The sequence below is a fragment of the Streptomyces regalis genome (genome assembly GCF_001509475.1).
Taxonomy (GTDB): domain Bacteria; phylum Actinomycetota; class Actinomycetes; order Streptomycetales; family Streptomycetaceae; genus Streptomyces; species Streptomyces regalis.
This window is the reverse complement of sequence record NZ_LLZG01000288.1, coordinates 20,875-37,755: the sequence shown is the minus strand read 5'-3', so window position 1 is coordinate 37,755 and position 16,881 is coordinate 20,875. Positions and strand designations below refer to the sequence as shown.

The 16,881-nt window shown below is 71.0% G+C and carries 18 protein-coding genes; 6 read left to right on the top strand and 12 right to left on the bottom strand.

Features of this window, described 5'->3' with window-relative positions; all coding sequences use genetic code 11:
• Positions 1–44: 44 nt before the first annotated feature.
• A complete protein-coding gene (locus tag ADL12_RS26435) occupies positions 45–1,262 on the bottom strand; it encodes a DUF4190 domain-containing protein (RefSeq protein WP_062705893.1) in 1,218 nt (405 codons plus the stop codon).
• Positions 1,263–1,355: 93 nt separating this feature from the next.
• Between ADL12_RS26435 and ADL12_RS26430 the strand changes: the two genes are divergently transcribed.
• The gene (locus tag ADL12_RS26430) at positions 1,356–2,600 is read left to right on the top strand and encodes a serpin family protein (protein WP_062705890.1); all 1,245 of its coding nucleotides are present in this window, start codon (positions 1,356–1,358) and stop codon (positions 2,598–2,600) included.
• Between the two features lie 29 nt (positions 2,601–2,629).
• Here ADL12_RS26430 and ADL12_RS26425 read toward each other — a convergent pair whose 3' ends face one another.
• Positions 2,630–4,195, bottom strand: a complete 1,566-nt coding sequence (locus ADL12_RS26425; RefSeq protein ID WP_062705887.1) for a S8 family peptidase — start codon at positions 4,193–4,195, stop codon at positions 2,630–2,632.
• A gap of 149 nt (positions 4,196–4,344) precedes the next feature.
• A complete protein-coding gene (locus tag ADL12_RS26420; protein WP_062705884.1) occupies positions 4,345–4,743 on the bottom strand; it encodes an ATP-binding protein in 399 nt (132 codons plus the stop codon).
• Between the two features lie 112 nt (positions 4,744–4,855).
• Between ADL12_RS26420 and ADL12_RS26415 the strand changes: the two genes are divergently transcribed.
• Positions 4,856–5,683, top strand: a complete 828-nt coding sequence (locus ADL12_RS26415) for a helix-turn-helix domain-containing protein (protein WP_062705881.1) — start codon at positions 4,856–4,858, stop codon at positions 5,681–5,683.
• Complete coding sequence (locus ADL12_RS26410; RefSeq protein ID WP_062705878.1) at positions 5,680–5,862, top strand: DUF397 domain-containing protein; 183 nt, start codon at positions 5,680–5,682, stop codon at positions 5,860–5,862. Before ADL12_RS26415 ends, ADL12_RS26410 begins: the two co-directional genes overlap by 4 nt.
• 62 nt (positions 5,863–5,924) lie before the next feature.
• Here the strand turns inward: ADL12_RS26410 and ADL12_RS26405 are convergent, their stop codons facing one another.
• Complete coding sequence (locus tag ADL12_RS26405; RefSeq protein WP_062705875.1) at positions 5,925–6,755, bottom strand: oxidoreductase; 831 nt, start codon at positions 6,753–6,755, stop codon at positions 5,925–5,927.
• A 61-nt stretch (positions 6,756–6,816) separates the two neighbouring features.
• On the opposite strand from ADL12_RS26405, the gene ADL12_RS26400 reads away from it, so the two are divergent.
• Together ADL12_RS26400 and ADL12_RS26395 are read left to right on the top strand one after the other, a co-directional pair.
• Entirely contained in the window at positions 6,817–7,734 is a 918-nt protein-coding gene (locus ADL12_RS26400) for a LysR family transcriptional regulator (protein WP_208614623.1), read from the top strand.
• Positions 7,735–7,783: 49 nt separating this feature from the next.
• Positions 7,784–8,743, top strand: coding sequence for a hypothetical protein (locus tag ADL12_RS26395; RefSeq protein ID WP_159053305.1), 960 nt, complete (start codon positions 7,784–7,786; stop codon positions 8,741–8,743).
• Between the two features lie 27 nt (positions 8,744–8,770).
• Here ADL12_RS26395 and ADL12_RS26390 read toward each other — a convergent pair whose 3' ends face one another.
• Genes ADL12_RS26390 through ADL12_RS26355 form a run of 8 tightly spaced genes read right to left on the bottom strand, consistent with a single transcriptional unit; the run spans position 8,771 to position 15,970 of the window.
• Positions 8,771–8,989, bottom strand: a complete 219-nt coding sequence (locus ADL12_RS26390; protein WP_062705863.1) for an acyl-CoA carboxylase subunit epsilon — start codon at positions 8,987–8,989, stop codon at positions 8,771–8,773.
• Positions 8,986–10,563 (bottom strand): acyl-CoA carboxylase subunit beta, encoded by a 1,578-nt coding sequence (locus ADL12_RS26385; RefSeq protein WP_062705860.1) that lies wholly within the window; start codon positions 10,561–10,563, stop codon positions 8,986–8,988. Before ADL12_RS26385 ends, ADL12_RS26390 begins: the two co-directional genes overlap by 4 nt.
• Before the next feature lie 19 nt (positions 10,564–10,582).
• A complete protein-coding gene (locus ADL12_RS26380; RefSeq protein ID WP_062705857.1) occupies positions 10,583–11,116 on the bottom strand; it encodes a flavin reductase family protein in 534 nt (177 codons plus the stop codon).
• Between the two features lie 10 nt (positions 11,117–11,126).
• The gene (locus ADL12_RS26375) at positions 11,127–12,020 is read right to left on the bottom strand and encodes an MBL fold metallo-hydrolase (protein WP_062705854.1); all 894 of its coding nucleotides are present in this window, start codon (positions 12,018–12,020) and stop codon (positions 11,127–11,129) included.
• Positions 12,017–13,048 (bottom strand): aromatase/cyclase, encoded by a 1,032-nt coding sequence (locus ADL12_RS26370; protein ID WP_062705851.1) that lies wholly within the window; start codon positions 13,046–13,048, stop codon positions 12,017–12,019. The genes ADL12_RS26375 and ADL12_RS26370 overlap by 4 nt, the downstream gene beginning before the upstream one ends.
• A complete protein-coding gene (locus ADL12_RS26365) occupies positions 13,045–13,305 on the bottom strand; it encodes an acyl carrier protein (RefSeq protein WP_062705848.1) in 261 nt (86 codons plus the stop codon). Before ADL12_RS26365 ends, ADL12_RS26370 begins: the two co-directional genes overlap by 4 nt.
• 35 nt (positions 13,306–13,340) lie before the next feature.
• Positions 13,341–14,564, bottom strand: a complete 1,224-nt coding sequence (locus tag ADL12_RS26360; RefSeq protein ID WP_062705836.1) for a ketosynthase chain-length factor — start codon at positions 14,562–14,564, stop codon at positions 13,341–13,343.
• Positions 14,561–15,970, bottom strand: a complete 1,410-nt coding sequence (locus ADL12_RS26355; RefSeq protein ID WP_062705833.1) for a beta-ketoacyl-[acyl-carrier-protein] synthase family protein — start codon at positions 15,968–15,970, stop codon at positions 14,561–14,563. Before ADL12_RS26355 ends, ADL12_RS26360 begins: the two co-directional genes overlap by 4 nt.
• A 74-nt stretch (positions 15,971–16,044) precedes the next feature.
• Here ADL12_RS26355 and ADL12_RS26350 point away from each other — a divergent pair, with 74 nt between their 5' ends.
• Positions 16,045–16,830, top strand: a complete 786-nt coding sequence (locus ADL12_RS26350) for a 3-oxoacyl-ACP reductase (protein ID WP_062705830.1) — start codon at positions 16,045–16,047, stop codon at positions 16,828–16,830.
• Positions 16,831–16,881 lie beyond the last annotated feature (51 nt).

Genomic DNA, 16,881 nt, shown 5'->3' with positions numbered 1-16,881 from the left:
ACGGAGGGCTTTGCGCAGGCACTTTCTCCCCGCTATAGCCGCGCTCACACCTCGATGCCGCCCGCACTTCCGCTGTCGTCGGCGCTCTCGGAGTCGTCCTCGTACGTCGGCGCCGTGGTGTCCAGGCCCAGAGCCTTGCGGGCGGTGACGGTCGTGGGGCCGTCGACGTACTCGTAGCCGTTGTCGTAGTGCGTGTAGTACGTGTCCACGTCGGTGGCCGCGGCCGCTCGCGCCCAGTCCTTGCGGGCGTCCTCCATCTCCTCGATCAGGTCGGCGACCGGCCGCTTCGCACCGGCCGGCCAGGTGTGCCCGCGCAATGCCTCGATCTGTTCGCCGAGCTCCGCGTGGACGTCCTTCGCCCAGGCCCGGTTCGCCGCCAGGTCGTCCTCGGGGTAGTCCTCGGGCTCCTCGTACAGCGCGGTGTCAATGGCGTTGGTCGCGGAAAGGAACGCGATCTGGTCCGCGTCGAGGGTCGTGGAGTCGCCGCGCAGCGAGCCGGTCAGCGTGCCGTTGTCCGCCGTGCTGCCGAACAGGCAGGTGATCTCGCGATCGCCGAGGCGCCAGCTCTGCCGGGACGGGACGAGGTAGTAGACGTCCACGTCGTCCGGTACGGCCCAGGGGTCCATGGCGTAACCGTCCTGGAGCGCGTAGCACTTGTCGTCCGCGGTCCGCTCGACCTCGTCGTCGCCCGGGAAGGAGCCGCCCGGGAGCGTGACGACGGCGAACACCTCGCCGTCGTGCTCGCGGGCGCAGGGCACCTCGTCGACGTCGTAGGCGTCGCCCTCCAGGTTGCCGGTGGGCGTGTCGAAGCAGTCGCCCTTGGCGAGCGCGTAGGCGGTGCCCTGGCCGTTCGCGGCGTCCCTGAAGCCGTCCCAGAAGTCGGAGGCGGAGCCCGTGGACAGCGCCAGCGCCCACAGTGCGAGCCCTACGGAGGACAGCACGGATCCGGCGATCGCCATGCCCTTGCCGCGCTCGCCCTTCTTCTTGATCTGCGCCAGCGCGATCAGCCCCAGCACCAGCCCCAGGGCCGGCACGAAGCAGAGGATGCCGAGGACGAGGGCGCCGATGGCGAAGCCGTTGACGGGCGTGGGGCGGCCGTAGGGGCCGTAGGGGTGGTACGGGTACGCGTACGGTCCCGAGGCGCCGGGTGCGCCGTAGGGGTACGGCGACGGCGGTGGGTACTGGCCCTGCGCGTACTGCCCTTGGGGCTGCTCCGGGGGCCCCTGTGGCTGCTGGGGCCCGGAGGGCGGAGGTATGGACACGGGTACCGTGCTCCTGGTTCAGGCGGCGGTGCCGAGCGGCGGGAACTGGCGTACGACTGGGCGAATGGTAAGCGGGGGGCGAGGGGGGACGTAATGGGGGTTACGAAAACGACGATCCGGGCAGCCAACGGGCTGACGGCGCGGTGGGCGGGGGCGACGGGCGCGGCGGGGTCGGCTGAGGGGCCGGAGGCCGCCGGGGGTTCCGAGGGCGGCACGGTCTTCTCGGCGGCGGGCGTGTGGCCGTTGCTCGCCTTCCTGGCGGACGGGGCGGGCGGCACCGCCCGTGCTGAACTGGCGGACGCGGTGGGTCTTCCGGCGGACGAGGCAACGGGTGCGGCGCGGGAGTTGCTGGGCGCGATGGGGGCGATGCGGGGGCTGGACTCGGCGCTCGGGCTGTGGACCAGGCGGACGCTGGAACTGCGGGAGCGGTGGGAGGCGGGGCTGCCCTCCGAGGCGCACGGGGTGCTGACGGGGGACGCGGGGGCCGACAAGGCCGCGCTGGACGCCTGGGCGGCGCAGCGGACGGGTGGGCTGATCGAAGAGATGCCCGTCCTGCTGGACGAGGACACCGAGATGGTGCTGGCGAGTGCGCTGGCGCTGCGGACGGAGTGGCTGCGGCCGTTCCGGGACTGCCCGATGACGCCGGAGACCGGGCCCTGGAGCGACCGGACGCTGCTCGGGTTGCGCCGGCGGAGCGAGCTGCTGGACCGGGTCGGGGTCGCGGACACGCCGACAGGGCACGTCACCGAACTGAAGGTGCTGGGCGACAACGCCGTCGACGTGCATCTGCTGCTGGGCGAGGAAGGAATGACGGCCGGGCAGGTGCTGGGGGCCGGGGTGGACATCCTGGCGCGCAGGTGGCCGGTGCTGCCGGGGCCCCAACTGCCTTACGGGGAAGTGGGACCGGGACTGCGGGTGGTGAAGAAGCGCAGCACGCGTCCGGTACCGCCGACGCTGGAGGTGGAGACGGTGGCGTTCGACATGAGCGCGCAGCACGATCTGCTGGAGCTGCACCGGGTCTTCGGTCTGACGGCGGCGATGGACATCGGCCGTGGCCATTTCCCCGGCATCAGCGACTTCCCCCTGGCCATCGGGTCGGCCCAGCAGGCCACAATGGCGAAGTTCGGCAATCTGGGCTTCCGTGCGGCCGCGGTGACGGCCTTCTCCGTCGTCGCCGGCGGCGCCCCGCCCGCCCTCCGCTGGGTCACCACCGGCATTCAGGCCACCTTCGACCGCCCCTTCGGCTTCCTGGCCCTGCACCGCCACACGCGGCTCGTCCTCGCGGCCGGCTGGGTCATGGACCCGGAGCCGTTCCGCGAGGACGAGGAGGACTACTGAGGGGCTACTGAGGGGCTACTGATCCTGGGCTAGAACTGCAGCGCCCAGGCGTCGATCCGCCCGGTGTCGTAGTTCGCGTTGTCGCTCACGCGCAGCTTCCACGTGCCGTTGGCGGCCTCGGAGGAGGCATTCACCGAGTACGTGGTGTCGATGTTGTCCGAACTTCCGCCCGTGCCGTACGACTTCAGCGTGTACGCCGTGCCGTCCGGGGCGATCAGCTGGACCTGGAGGTCGCCGATGTAGGTGTGGACGATGTGGACCTCGACGGCCAGGGCCGAGGGCGCGTTGCCGGAGACGCCGGAGACCGTCACCGGGGACTCGACCGTGGAGTTGTCGCTGATCGTGTAGTCGCCGGTGTTCTCGAAGCGCGGGCCGGGCGGGGTGGTCGTGCCGCCGCCGACGTACAGGAGGCGGTTGGGCGAGCCCGTGCCGGGGCTGGTGACGACGCCGGTCGTGGCGGCGGACGTCAGGGCCGAGGAGACCTGGGACGGGGTGGCCGAGGGGTTGGCGGCGAGGTAGAGCGCGGCCGCGCCCGCGACGTGCGGGGTCGCCATCGACGTACCGGAGATGGTGTTGGTCGCCGAGTCGCTCGTGTTCCAGGTCGAGGTGATGGACGAGCCCGGCGCGAACAGGTCGAGCACCGTGCCGTAGTTGGAGTAGCTCGCCTTGGCGTCCGTGTTGGTCGTGGCGCCGACCGTGATGGCCTCGGTGACGCGTGCGGGCGACCTGGTGGAGGCGTTGGTCGACTCGTTGCCGGCGGCGACGGCGAAGGTGACGCCGGCGGCGATGGCGTTGCGTACGGCCGTGTCGAGGGCGGTGTCGGCGCCGCCGCCGAGGGACATGTTGGCGACGGCCGGCTTGACCGCGTTCTGGGCGACCCAGTCGATGCCGGCGACGACCTGGGCGGTGGTGCCCTCGCCGGAGTTGTTCAGCACCCGGACGCCGACGATCTTCGCCTTCTTGGCGACGCCGTACGACGACCCGGCGACCGTGCCCGCGACGTGCGTGCCGTGGCCGTGGCCGTCCTGGGCGGTGTTGTCGTTGTCGACGGCGTCGTAGCCGTAGGAGGCACGGCCGCCGAAGTCGCTGTGGGTGATGCGGACGCCGGTGTCGATGACGTACGCGGTCACGCCCTGCCCGGCCGAGTCCGGGTAGGTGTAGGAGTTGTCGCGCGGGAGGTTGCGCTGGTCGATGCGGTCCAGGCCCCAGGAGGGCGGGTTGGCCTGCGTCGCGTTGATGCTGAACGTGCGGTTCTGGACGACGGAGGCGACGGCCGGATCGGCGGCGAGTCGCTTCGCCTCGGTCGCCGAGGCCTCGATCGCGTAGCCGTTCAGGGCCTTCTTGTACGTGCGCTCGATGGTGGCGCCGTACTCCTTGGCTATCGCCTTGCCCTCGGCGGAACCGGCGCGCGCCGCGCCCGGCTTGAGGGTCACGATGTAGCTGTCGGCCACGGCGTTGGCCGCGCCCGCGTACTGGATACGGCCTTCGGGGGCGGCCGCGGCGGGGAGAGCGGAGACGAGGCCTGCGGCGAGTACCGCGGTGGCCGCCGCGCTGAGCACGGTCAGTCTTCGCCGGGTGTTACGCATCACTGCCATCTGAGGGGTCCTCCTCAATCGGTGGTGCGCTGGTGGGGGGTGCACGGGAGCGATGGAACGATGGAGCGACAGGAGCATGTCAATCTCCTGGGCCGCGCCTGTGCGCCAGCCGAAAGATTGAGGCCTCCACAGGAATTGCACAAGGGTGCCTACACCGCGAACTCCGCCCACACGACCTTGCCGGGGTTCCGCTCCCCCACGCCCCACTTGTCGGCCAGCGCGGCAACCAGGAACAGGCCGCGGCCGCCCTCGTCGGGGTCATCCGGGATCCGGGGTACGCCGGTTCCGCTGTCGTGCACTTCGACGCGGAGGACGTCACGGTCGTAGCGAACGCGAAGGAGGAAGCCGCGGCCGGGTGGGACGCCGTGGAGGAGGGCGTTGGTTGCCAGTTCACTGACGCAGAGCAGGGCGTCGTCGGCTCGGTCCCAGTCGGCGAGGCCCCAGTGGGTGAGGGCCCAGCTCGCCGAGCGTCGTGCCCTGGGGATGGATCGGCGGTCGCGTACGTAGAACTGGTCGCGTTGGTAGGGGAGTTCGTTTGCCTCGTTCACGAGACGAATGTCGCGCAGCGTGACTACGGTTGATCAGTGCGTGAACCCGTACTCGTGATTTGTACGGGTCCGCACCGGGTCGGTTCGGGTGGGTGTGGGGAGTTAGGCAGGCATGAACTCCAAGAAGCTGCCGCGGAAGAGGAATGTCTCGTCGATGCGGATGCTGGGTGCGCAGGTGCAGGCGGCACGGAAGGCGGCGGGGCTCACACAGCGCGAACTCGCCGCCCAGTGCCTGGTGGACGAGGAGACCATCGCGTCGATCGAGCAGGGCAGGCGCACGTTGATGCCGGACATGGCCGAGCTTTTGGACCAGCTTCTGGGCACCAAGGGGACGTTGGCGGCCGGGGTCGAGAACCTGCCGGAGATCGACCAGTTCCCGCTGTTCGCGGAGCAGTACATGGCGCAGGAGCGTGAGGCCATCGCCATCTCCTGGTACGAGTGCGTCGTCCTGCCCGGTCTGCTCCAGACTCGGGAGTACGCCTGCACGATCCTGTCCGAGCGCGTACCGGCGTACGACGAGGACGAGATCACGGTCATGACGGAGGCGCGCATCCAGCGCCAGGAGATCCTGCAGCGCAAGGGCGCACCGACGATGAGCTTCATCGTGTGGGAGCCGGTGCTTCATCTCTGCATCGGAGGCCCGAAGGTCCGCCGTGACCAGCTCCGCCACCTCCGCGAATGCGCCGAACTACCAGGCCTGGCCCTGCAGTTCCTCCCGATGAAGACCTCGGCGCACGCCGGACTCGCCGGCCCCTTCATCCTGCTGGAGACACCCGACCACCAGCACCTGGCCTACACCGAGAGCCAACGCGGCAGCCAGTGGGTTTCCGACCCGAATGAGGTGTCCATCCTGGCGCGCAAGTATGCGATGCTGCGGTCGCAGGCCCTGACACCTCAAGAGTCCAAGGGTTTGCTTGATCGCCTGCTAGGAGACAAATGAGCACCGCACTTGAGTGGTTCAAGTCGAGCTACAGCAGTGACGAGGGCGGCGCCTGCCTCGAAGTCGCCCTCTCCCCCCACACCATCCACATCCGCGACTCCAAGAACAACCCACAAGACGGCCCCACCCTCCACATCAGCCCCACCGCCTGGAAGGCCTTCACTCAGCTCGCTGACTGAAGCCACCGAGGACCCCGGTTTCCGCGTGCGCTTCCAGCGTCTGCCCGACGGGCACGGCGGCGTCAGTCGTCGAAGCTCGTCGCCCGGGTCGACTTCTCCCACGCGGCGATGTCCTCGCGGACCTGGTCGAGGTGGCCGAGGACCGCGGTGACGCCGTCGTCGCCGAGCGGTAGACGCAGCGGGGTGCGGTCGGCCTCCAGGGCGGCCAGGACCAGGGCCGCCGCCTTCGCCGGGTCGCCGGGCTGGCTGCCGTCACCGTCGGAGACGAAGCCACGGGTCTGGCTCACCTTGGGGTACAGGCCGCTGTCCTGGCTGGCCCCGGCCCGCCCGGTCTTGAACAGCGCCGTACGGAAGGAACCCGGCTCGACGATCAGCACCTTGATGCCGAACTCGGCGACCTCGTCCGCGAGCCCCTCGGACAGGCCCTCCAGCGCGAACTTGGTCCCGCTGTACGCCGAGAAGCCCGCGAAGGACATCTGCCCGCCCATGCTGCTCATCTGCACGATCGCGCCGGAGCGCCGCTCGCGCATGTGCGGCAGGACGGCACGGGTGAGGGCGGCCGGCCCGAAGACATGCAGGTCGAACAGCTCGCGCAACTCCTGCTCGGTCGTCTCCTCGAAGGCGCCCACGTGGGTGCGGCCCGCGTTGTTGACCAGGACGTCGATCCGCCCGTGCCGCGCGACGACGTCCCGCACGGCGGCTTCCGCCGCCCCCGTCTCCGTGACGTCCAGGCGCAGCGCCTCCACCTGGTCGGGGTGCGCGGCCACGAGGTCGTCCAGCCCCTCGGGCCGCCGTGCCGCGCCGACCACCACGTCGCCCTCGGCAAGCGCCGCCTCCGCGATCGCCCGCCCGAAACCGCTGCTTGCCCCTGTGATCATCCACACCTTGTTCATGGCACAAGCCTGCCGCCGGGGCCGGTTGCGCGTCCAAGACCCACGCTGATAACCGATGGTTATGACGATGGATGTTCATGTGAGGGACCTGCGCTACTTCGTGACGGTGGCCGAGGAGCTGCACTTCACCCGCGCGGCGGAGCGGTTGTACGTCTCCCAGCCTGCGCTCAGCAAACAAGTACGCGCGCTGGAACGGCAGTTGGGCGTAGAGCTGTTCCGCCGCGATCCGCACGGCGTGACGCTCACCGGCGCCGGCACGGCACTGCTGCCGCACGCCCGGCAGGTGCTGGACGCCTGGACGGAAGGATCGGCGGCGGTGGAGTCCGCCCGGGCGGCGGCGCGCAGCACGCTGGTCGTCGGGATGAGCACCAGCCCGGGGCGCGGCGGGCTGCTGCCCGCGATCCGCTCCCGGTTCACGTCGGCCCACCCCGAGGCGGTGATCCGGCTGCGGCAGGTGAGCTGGGAGGATCCGACGGCGGGCCTGGCGGACGGCGAGGCGGACGTCGCCTTCGTCTGGCTGCCGCTGCCCGACGCAGAGCGCTATGAGTGGACAGTGGTGGCCGAGGAACCCCGTCTGGTCGCCCTTCCCGACACCCACCCGCTGGCGGTCCGTACGGAGGTCGACTTCGCGGACCTCGCCGACGAGCCGTTCCTCGCTCTGCCGGCCACCGCGGGGCCGTTGCGCGACTACTGGCTCGCCCTGGACGAGCGCGGGGGCCGTCCGCCGCGCATCGGTGCGGAAATCGCCAGCACGGAGGAGACGTACGAGGCGCTGGTCGCCGGTCTCGGTGTCTGCCTGGTCGCGGCGGGCAACGCCCCGCTGATCAGCCTGGGTGGGGTGGTGACGCGGCGGGTGCGGGGGCTCTCGCCGAGCCGGTATGCGCTGGCGTGGCGCAAGGAGGACGGGGGGCGGCCACTGGTCCGGGCGTATGCGGAGGCATGCCGAGAGGCGCCGAGGCCGGCGGACCCCATGACGTAGCATCAACTTCCCGTCTGTACCCCTCACTTACGCCAGCGAGGCCACCGCCATGGCAGACAGCGAGACGCCGCCTCCCCCGTCGCCCAGGTCCTCGGGCACCTCGCCGCTGATGGACGATGTGATCGCCGGCGTCGTCCCCGAGGCAGCGGACGCGGACCCGCGCAGACGGAACCGGAAGATCCTCATCAGGCTGTGCTGGGTGGTCGTGAGCTCGCTCGTACTGTTCCTGACGGCGAAGGGCACCGAGTGGCTGTTGTCGGTGTACAACGCGCAGGTCGCGAGCGACGCCGAGGACAAGGTCGACCGGCAGGGCCCCGCGTTCTCGGCGAGCGTCCGGGCGGACACGGACAGCCTCGAGGCGACGCTCTTCGACAAGCCTTTCTCCGCCGAGGAGAAAAGGCTGCTCATCGGACCGCGGAAGGATATTGCCCCCTACCGGGCTGCCCACCACGGACGAGGCGTCTTCTTCACCGACGTCTGGAACGAGAGCATGGGAGTCGAGACCCGGGGGTACGCCCAGGCATGGATGGTGGACGTTTTCAGCGACAGGAGAGCCACCCTCGTCATCAACGGCATGCGGATGAAGGGACTTGAGTGTGTCCCCGCCAAGGCCACCACCGTGATCATCCACCCGGACGGGCTCATCCACAACTACGCCGGAGTGCTCTTCGACACCGCACGCCCCGACACGCTGCTCATCGCCGACGCGGAGCACTACGGGGAACCGTACTTCAAGCACAGCACGATCGACCTCGGCAACGGCGCCACACCCAGAGGACTGCGGATCCAGGTCACGTCCGGCACGCAGGACTGCACCTGGAAGGCCTTCGAGGTCACCTACGTCGACTCCGACGGAACACACACCCAGGACATCACGAACAACGGCAAGGGCTTCGCCGTGCGCGGCATCGCGGAGAAGCAGAAGCAGGTCTTCGATGTCTCCGAATCCGAGATCGCGGAATGCGCCCCGAAGCCCCCGACGTCCCGGCCCTGCGACTACAAGTACTAGGGCCGCCTCGGGGCGCTGGGATCGCCGTCAACCGGACTCCTGCCAGCTGTGCGGTGCGCGAAATCCCAGGGTGCGTTCCAGGCGGCGCCAGCCCGCTGTGCTGTCGGGGCAGTGCTCCGCGGCGGTGTCCGGCGAGGTGGCCGCCCGGGCGAGGAGGACCGCGGTGAGGGCCGCGATCTCCTCGGCGCTCGCTTGGCCCTTCTCGACGCGGAGTTGGGCGGCTTCCGTGCCGGGCGGCGCGTTCACTGCGGTGGGTTGCCGTGCTTGCGCGACGGCAGGTCGGCGTGCTTCGTATGCAGCATCGCGAGCGAGCGGATGAGGGTCTCGCGGGTTTCCGCCGGGTCGATGACATCGTCGACCAGGCCGCGCTCGGCCGCGTAGTACGGGTGCATCAGTTCGGACTTGTACTGCTCGACCATCTCGGCGCGCTTGGCCTCGGGGTCGTCGGCCGCGGCGATATCGCGCCGGAAGATGACATTGGCCGCGCCTTCCGCGCCCATCACCGCGATCTCGTTGGCCGGCCAGGCGAAGGTCAGATCGGCGCCGATGGACTGGGAGTCCAGCACGATGTACGCGCCGCCGTAGGCCTTGCGCAGGACGATCGAGACCCGGGGGACGGTGGCGTTGCAGTACGCGTACAGCAGCTTCGCACCGTGGCGGATGATGCCGCCGTGCTCCTGGTCCACCCCGGGCAGGAAGCCCGGCACGTCGAGCAGGGTCACGATCGGGATGTTGAAGGCGTCGCACATCGTCACGAAGCGACCGGCCTTCTCCGAGGCCGCGATGTCCAGTACCCCGGCCAGTGTCTGCGGCTGGTTGGCGACGATGCCCACCACCCGGCCGCCCAGCCGGGCGAGGCCGCAGACGATGTTCCGGGCCCAGCGCTCGTGGACCTCCAGCCAGTCGCCGTCGTCGACGAGTTCCTCGATCACCTTGTGCATGTCGTACGGCTGGTTGCCGTCCTGCGGCACCAGGTCGTAGAGCGTGGAGGTGAGCCGGTCCGCCGGGTCGTCGCAGGGGTGGACGGGCGGGTTCTGCCGGTTGTTGGAGGGCAGCAGGGAGAGCAGGTAGCGCACTTCCGCCAGACAGGTCTCCTCGTCCTCGTACACGAAGTGCGCCACTCCGGATGTCGTGGCGTGCACATCGGCGCCGCCCAGCGCGTTCTGGGTGAGCTGCGCGCCGGTGACGGCGCTGACCACGTCCGGGCCGGTGATGAACATCTGCGCGGTCTCGCGCACCATGAACACGAAGTCCGTCAGCGCCGGCGAGTACGCCGCGCCGCCCGCGCACGGGCCGAGCATCACCGAGATCTGCGGGATCACCCCCGAGGCACGGGTGTTGCGCCGGAAGATCCCGCCGTAGCCGGCCAGCGCGGAGACGCCCTCCTGGATCCGTGCCCCCGCCCCGTCGTTGACGCTCACGAGCGGAGCGCCCGCCGAGAGCGCCATGTCCATGATCTTGTGGATCTTCGCGGCGTGCGCCTCACCTAGCGAGCCGCCGAAGATCCTGAAGTCATGCGCGTAGACGAAGACCGTCCGGCCGTCGACCGTGCCCCAGCCGGTGATCACACCGTCCGTGTACGGCCGCTTGCGCTCGAGACCGAAGCCGCTCGCCCGGTGTCGGCGCAGCTGCTCGACCTCCTGGAAGGAGCCGGGGTCCAGCAGCAGCGCGATCCGCTCGCGGGCCGTCAGCTTCCCTCTGGCGTGCTGCGCCCGGGTCGCCTGCTCCCCCGGGCCGGCCTCGGCCTGCGCCCGGATCCGAGCAAGTCCGGCCAGGTGCCCACCGGTCACCTCACCGGTCACCTCGTCGGTCACGGACATGGTTCCTCCTCGACAATCCTCATCCGGCGTGCGCATGCGCGCCCCGCTCGGCGGCGGCCAGGCAGGCGCCCGTCCCGGAGCACAGGGCGGCGAACCTGCGGTCCACGTAGACCGCCGGCGCCCCCTTCTCCTCGACGTGCACGGACTGGACCTCGCCGAGCAGGATGATGTGGTCGCCCGCGGGGTAGCGCTCGTGGACCGTGCACTCGACGACCGCGAGCGCCCCGTCGAGCACAGTCGCCCCCCGGGCGGTGCGGATGAACTCTCCGCCCGCGAACTTGTCCGCGGACTTGCGCGCGAAGCGCATCGCCAGCTCGGTGTGGTCGTCACGCAGCACGCTCACCGCGAACTCGCGGCAACTGTCGAACACCGGGAAGGAGTTGGCCGTACGGGCCAGGCAGACCAGCGCGAGCGGCGGCTCCATCGAGACGGACACGAACGAGCTGGCGGTGAAGCCGTGCGGGACTCCCCCGCGGTCATGGGCGGTGACGAGCGCCACCCCGGCGGGCACCCGGGCCATGGCGTCCCGGAGCATTCCCTGGTCGGCGGCCATCTTTGACTCCTTAAGCGAGGCAGGTGGGCAGCCGCCCACCGTTGTAGGCGACCAGCTCCGCGAAGATCTCCATGGCGTCGCGCGCGGGTCCGCCCAGCAGTTCCTCGTGAGCCCGGTGCAGGTTCGCGACGAGGCGCTCCGCGTCCAGCAGGTCGGCGAAGGCGCCGAGGTCCGCCTCGCGGGCGGCCTGCAGCGGTGTCAGCCCGCTGTCGGCGGCCTCGGCGGCGAGGCGCTGGACCCAGCGCAGATAGTCCCGGTTGGCGTCGAGCACCTCCGGTCCCGCCACCGGGCCGTGCCCGCCGACGACCGCCTCGGGCGCCAGCTCCGCCAGCCGGTCGAGGGCGGCCAGCGTGCCGGCCACCGAACCGAAGAGCACGAACGGGGTGACGCCCGACATGACGATGTCGCCTGCGAACAGCACCCGTTCCTCGGGCAGCCAGACCACCACGTCGTGGTCGGTGTGCGCGGGGCCGACGCGGATCAGTTCGGCCCGTCGCTCGCCGACATACACGGTGAGGCGGTCGCGGAAGGTCACGGTCGGCGGCGTCACCTCGATGTCGCCCCAGTCGACCCGTGGCCAGAGCCCGGTGAGGGCCAGGCCCGTCGTCACCATGGCGGTCCGCATGTCCTCGTGCGCGATGATCTGCGTCCCCGGCGGGAAGACCTGGTTGCCGAACGCGTGGTCGCCGTGGAAGTGGGTGTTGACCACGGTGCGGCCCGGGCCCGCGGCGAGCTTGTCGACCGTCTCGGCCAGCCGCCGCGCCCTCGGGATCGTCGAGAGCGTGTCGACGACGAGGGCGCCGTCGCCGCCCACGACGATGCCCGCGTTGCTGACACACCAGCCGCCGGGGGCCTGCTCGTAGGCGTAGACCCCCTCGGCGACCTCACGGACCTCGGCCGTCACGGCGTCGGCCTTGCGGCAGCCGCCGCCGCAGCCGCGTGGCTGAGCGTGGCCCGGCTGTTGGCGCCGAGCGCCTCCCGCAGATAGGCGCGGGCGTCCGCGACGGTCCTGCCCTCGCCCAGGACCTCTTCGATCCGGGTCGGGTCGATCGCCACGGTGTGGCGGGCGGTGACCGTGTCCTTGTCGTCCTTGTCGTCCTTGTCGTCCTTGTCGTCCTTGTCGTCGTTGTCGTCGTTGTCGTCGTTGTCGTCGTTGTCGTCGTTGTCGAAGAGCCAGGCGCCGCTGTGTCCGGAGAGCAGGGCGGGCGGCACGAGCTGCTTGTACACGATGCTCTCGCCGGGGAAACAGAGCCTGATCGAACGGGTCGTGTGCGTACTGCCGTCGGCAGTCACGGTCTGCATGGTCATGTCCTGCACGCCGGGGGAACCGGCGCCCGCCGCCTCCTCGGTCAGCGTCACCTTCCCCACGTGCGGCAGCCGGTCCGGCCACAGGTCGCTGCGCTCGATGAAGGCGTAGGCGTCGTCCCCGGACGGCACCTGGAGCGTGTCCTCGAACGTGAACAGGAGCTCCTCGACCGGGTGTTGCTGCTCCGCGAGCCCGGCGAGCGCGGCCAGCTCCTTCTCGCTGTTCGTGTCGAGCGCCGCGCGCAGTCCCGGCAGGGCGGCTTCGTCGACCGCGGCGAAGTCGTGGGTCAGCACGATTTCGGTGCCGTCGCCGTCGCCGTCGGCCCGGAACTCCCAGCTCCCGCCCATCGAGGCGATGGGCGGCTGGGTGCGCTCCTGCCGGAACGTGACCCGCAGGGCGTCGGGGTCCAGCGTCCGACGGGACGTCCAGGTCTTCACCTGGCCGGCCACGCGCGCCCAGATCTGGAAGCGTTCCGTGCCCTGGCCGCGCTGCAAAATCCGCACGTGCACCGCGGGTTCGAAGACGGCCGGCCAGAGTTCGGCCCGCGCGACCAGCTCGTACAGCCGCCGCGCCGGGGCGGTGGTCCTGAGGGTGTGGACCGCCCGGTGCTCTCCCGGCCGGCTCATGCTGCCTCGGCCAGCGCGCCGTTGACCAGGTCGAGCAGCTCGCGGGGAGTGTCGACGCGGGCCGCTATGTCGTCGGGTATGGCCACGTCGTAGCGGCTCTCGAGTCGCGCCGCGGTCTCCATCAGGGCGAGGGAGTCGTAGCCGATGGTCTCGAAGCGGATGTCGAGGATGTCGCCGGACAGGCCCGATCCTTCGCTCTCCCCGGCGCATTCGATGAGGATGCGGCGCAGGTCGTCGATGGTCAGCAGGGTTGCCATTGCTGTCTCCAGTTCTCAGTGTCGCTGAGGGGTCGTTACGGGGTCGGTTCGGGACGGCGCAGGACGACCGCCGAGTTGAAGCCCCAGCGGCCCCTGGCCAGGACCAGGGCGGTGCGCAGGGGTGCGGTGCGCGGTGCGCCGAGCACCAGGTCGATGCCGTACTCCTGCGGTACGGACCGCACGCCCGCGGTCGGCGGGATCACGCCTTCGCGCAGGGACATCAGGGCGGTGACCACGTCGAGCGGGCCGCCGCCGGAGTAGAGCCGGCCCGTCGTCGTCTTCGGGACGGTGACGGGCACGCCGTGGCTGCCGAACACCTGGCCGAGGGCCCGGGCCTCCGCGGCGTCCAGCTCGGGTACGCCCGCGCCGTCGGCGAACACGACGTCGACGTCCTCGCGGCCGAGCCCGGCGTCGGTCAGCGCGAGCCGGATCGCGCGCTCCAGGCCCGGGGGCCGTCCGGACCGGGGGGGCGGGTCGAAGGTCGAGGCGCAGCCCGCGAGTTCGCCGTACGTCTCGTGCCGGCCCCGGGCCTCGGCCGCGGCGCTGTCCTCCAGGACGAGGAGGGCGCCGCCCTCGCCGGGGACGTAACCGGCCGCCTGCTCGTCGAAGGGCAGATAGGCCCGGGCCGGGTCGGTGGCGGTGCTGACGCGCCCGCCGGCGAGCTGCGAGACCCAGCCCCAGGGATCGAGTGCCGAGTCGACCCCGCCGGAGACCACCAGCGGGGTGCCGCGGCGGATCGTGCGGCGGGCATGGGCGAGGGCGTCGAGGCCCCCGGCCTGCTCGGCGACCAGGGCGCTGCTCGGGCCGCGCATGCCGTGCCGGATGGAGATCTGGCCGGTGTTGACCGCGTAGAACCATGCGAAGGACTCGTACACGCTGACCGACTTGGGGCCGTCGGTCCACAGCTTGCGAAACTCCCGGTGCGTGAAGTCGAATCCGCCGCAGGCGTTGGCCGTTACGACGCCCATGTCGTAGTCGGTGAGCGACTCCGGGTCGGCCTTCGCGTCCTGGAGCGCCCAGGCCGCGGCGGTCAGCGCGAGCCGCGTGGAGGGGTCGGTCTGCGGCAGCAGCCGGCCCGGGATGTGGTCCGGCGCGTGGAAGTCGTCGATCTGGCCGGCGAGCGTGGCCGGGTAGCGGCGCACGTCGAAGCGGGTGACCGGGCCGAGGCCGATGCGGCCGGCCAGTACGGCCGCCCAGTACGGCTCCAGGCCGAGGCCGTTGGGTGCGACGACGCCGATTCCGGTGATGTGGATGCTCATGCGACCGCCCCCGCAGCCTCGGCGCTGCGCAGGACCATCGCGCTCTGGAAGCCGCCGAAGCCGCTGCCCACGGTGAGTACGGTGCCGAGTTTCCGCTCCCGCGCCTCGAGCGGGACGTAGTCGAGGTCGCACTCGGGGTCGCTGGTGTGGAGGTTGGCGGTCGGTGGCACCACGCCGTGTTCGAGGGCGAGCACGCTGGCCGCGATCTCCAGCGAGCCGATCGCGCCGAGCGAGTGGCCGACCATCGACTTGATGGAGCTGACCGGGGTGCGCCGGGCGTGATCGCCGAGCGCGCGCTTGTAGGCGGCGGTCTCGTGCCGGTCGTTCTGCCGGGTGCCGGAGCCGTGGGCGTTGATGTAGTCGATGTCCGTGGCGTCCGTGCGGGACTCGTCGAGGGCGACCCGGATGGCCTCGGCCATCTCGCGGCCGTCGGCCTTCAGCCCCGTCATGTGGTACGCGTTGCAGCGCGTCGCGTACCCCGGGATCTCGGCGTGGATGTGGGCGCCGCGGGCCAGTGCGCTGTCGTAGTCCTCCAGGACGAACATCGCGGCTCCCTCGGCCAGGACGAAGCCGTCGCGCGTGCCGTCGAACGGCCGCGAGGCGTGCTCCGGGTCGTCGTTGCGCGAGGTCGTGGCGCGGATCGCGTCGAAGCAGGCGACGACGATCGGGGTGATCGGGGTGTCGGCGGCGCCCGCGAGCATCACGTCGGCGCTGCCCTCCTCGATCAGCCGCACCGCGTGGCCCACGGAGTCCAGGCCCGAGGTGCAGCCGTTGGAGACCATCGCGACCGGGCCCTCGGCGCCGACCGCCCAGGCCACTTCGGCCGGCATGACGCTGGGCACCAGGTAGTCGAACATGTGCCGGGACAGCCAGGCGGCGTCGACCTCCCAGTCACGGCCGGAGTCCGACAGCAGCAGATACTCGCGTTCCAGGCTGGTCGCGGCGGCCACCGCGCTGCCGAGGCTGACCCCGACCCGGGTGGGGTCCAGGGCGCTGAACTCGAGCCCGCTCGCGGCGACGGCCTCCCGGGCACAGGCCACGGCGAACTGCGAGGCCCGGTCCATCCGGTCGAGCTCCCGCGGGCCGAAGCCCTCGGCGACCGGGTCGAAATCGGCTTCCGCGGCGACCTGCGAACGGTACGGCGAGGGGTCGAAGAACGAGATCCGGCGCGTCGCCGTCCGCCCCGAGGTGAGCAGTTCCCAGAACTGCCGCGTGCCGTTCCCGCCCGGGGCGCGGACGCCGACGCCCGTGATGACGACTCTGCGCTTCAATCCGAACAGCTCCTTCGATGAGTTCGTCCGGTGGTCGTCGTCATCGTCGGCCCGGTGGCTCGAAAGCGGCTCGAAGGCCGATACGGAGCCCCTCGATGCCGGATCCACCGGCGCGGCGTCCCAGCCGCACCCCACTCCCCTTCGACCGCCGCTCGAGCCGGGCGCCCAAGGCTGGGCAGGTGAGGGACCACGAAGCAGGGAGAGGGCACATGGCCACGCAGGGCTCGAAGGTCGCACTGGTGACGGGCGCAACCAGCGGTATCGGGCTGGAGATCGCCCGAAGGCTCGGTAAGGAGGGGTTGCGCGTCTTCGTCTGCGCGCGCGGCGAGGAAGCGCTGCACACGACGCTGAAGGAGCTGCGGGAAGCGGGGGTGGAGGCGGACGGCCGGACCTGCGACGTCCGCTCGGTCGCCGAGATCGAGGCTCTCGTGGCGGCGGTGGTCGAGCGCTACGGTCCGGTCGACGTCCTGGTGAACAACGCGGGCCGGCCCGGCGGCGGCGCCACGGCCGAGCTCTTCGACGAGCTCTGGCTCGATGTGATCGCCACCAATCTCACCAGCGTGTTCCGGGTGACCAAGCAGGTCCTGAAGGCCGGCGGCATGCTCGAGAGGGGAACCGGCCGCATCATCAACATCGCCTCGACGGGCGGGAAGCAGGGTGTCGTGCATGCCGCCCCGTACTCGGCGTCGAAGCACGGCGTGGTCGGTTTCAGCAAGGCGCTCGGCCTCGAACTGGCCAGGACCGGCATCACGGTGAACGCCGTCTGCCCCGGCTTCGTCGAGACGCCGATGGCCGCGTCCGTGCGCGAGCACTACTCGGAGATCTGGGAGGTGTCGACCGAGGAGGCCTTCGACCGGATCACCGCGCGCGTGCCGATCGGCCGCTATGTGCAGCCGTCCGAGGTGGCGGAGATGGTGGCCTATCTGATCGGGGACGGGGCGGCCGCGGTCACCGCGCAGGCGCTGAACGTCTGCGGCGGCCTGGGGAACTACTGACGCCCGGCGGCCGGTGAACGTGGTGGAGCCCCTCGCAGTCTGCGAGGGGCT

Excerpts from the sequence above, each read along its gene's own strand:
- ADL12_RS26415 (WP_062705881.1), top strand. The coding sequence starts at position 4,856 with ATGAACTCCAAGAAGCTGCCGCGGAAGAGGAATGTCTCGTCGATGCGG.
- ADL12_RS26410 (WP_062705878.1), top strand. The coding sequence starts at position 5,680 with ATGAGCACCGCACTTGAGTGGTTCAAGTCGAGCTACAGCAGTGACGAG.
- ADL12_RS26370 (WP_062705851.1), bottom strand. The coding sequence starts at position 13,048 with ATGAGCCGGCCGGGAGAGCACCGGGCGGTCCACACCCTCAGGACCACC.
- ADL12_RS26350 (WP_062705830.1), top strand. The coding sequence starts at position 16,045 with ATGGCCACGCAGGGCTCGAAGGTCGCACTGGTGACGGGCGCAACCAGC.
- ADL12_RS26405 (WP_062705875.1), bottom strand. The coding sequence starts at position 6,755 with ATGAACAAGGTGTGGATGATCACAGGGGCAAGCAGCGGTTTCGGGCGG.
- ADL12_RS26380 (WP_062705857.1), bottom strand. The coding sequence starts at position 11,116 with ATGGCCGCCGACCAGGGAATGCTCCGGGACGCCATGGCCCGGGTGCCC.
- ADL12_RS26365 (WP_062705848.1), bottom strand. The coding sequence starts at position 13,305 with ATGGCAACCCTGCTGACCATCGACGACCTGCGCCGCATCCTCATCGAA.
- ADL12_RS26360 (WP_062705836.1), bottom strand. The coding sequence starts at position 14,564 with ATGAGCATCCACATCACCGGAATCGGCGTCGTCGCACCCAACGGCCTC.
- ADL12_RS26385 (WP_062705860.1), bottom strand. The coding sequence starts at position 10,563 with ATGTCCGTGACCGACGAGGTGACCGGTGAGGTGACCGGTGGGCACCTG.
- ADL12_RS26425 (WP_062705887.1), bottom strand. The coding sequence starts at position 4,195 with ATGGCAGTGATGCGTAACACCCGGCGAAGACTGACCGTGCTCAGCGCG.
- ADL12_RS26395 (WP_159053305.1), top strand. The coding sequence starts at position 7,784 with ATGGCAGACAGCGAGACGCCGCCTCCCCCGTCGCCCAGGTCCTCGGGC.
- ADL12_RS26430 (WP_062705890.1), top strand. The coding sequence starts at position 1,356 with ATGGGGGTTACGAAAACGACGATCCGGGCAGCCAACGGGCTGACGGCG.
- ADL12_RS26400 (WP_208614623.1), top strand. The coding sequence starts at position 6,817 with ATGACGATGGATGTTCATGTGAGGGACCTGCGCTACTTCGTGACGGTG.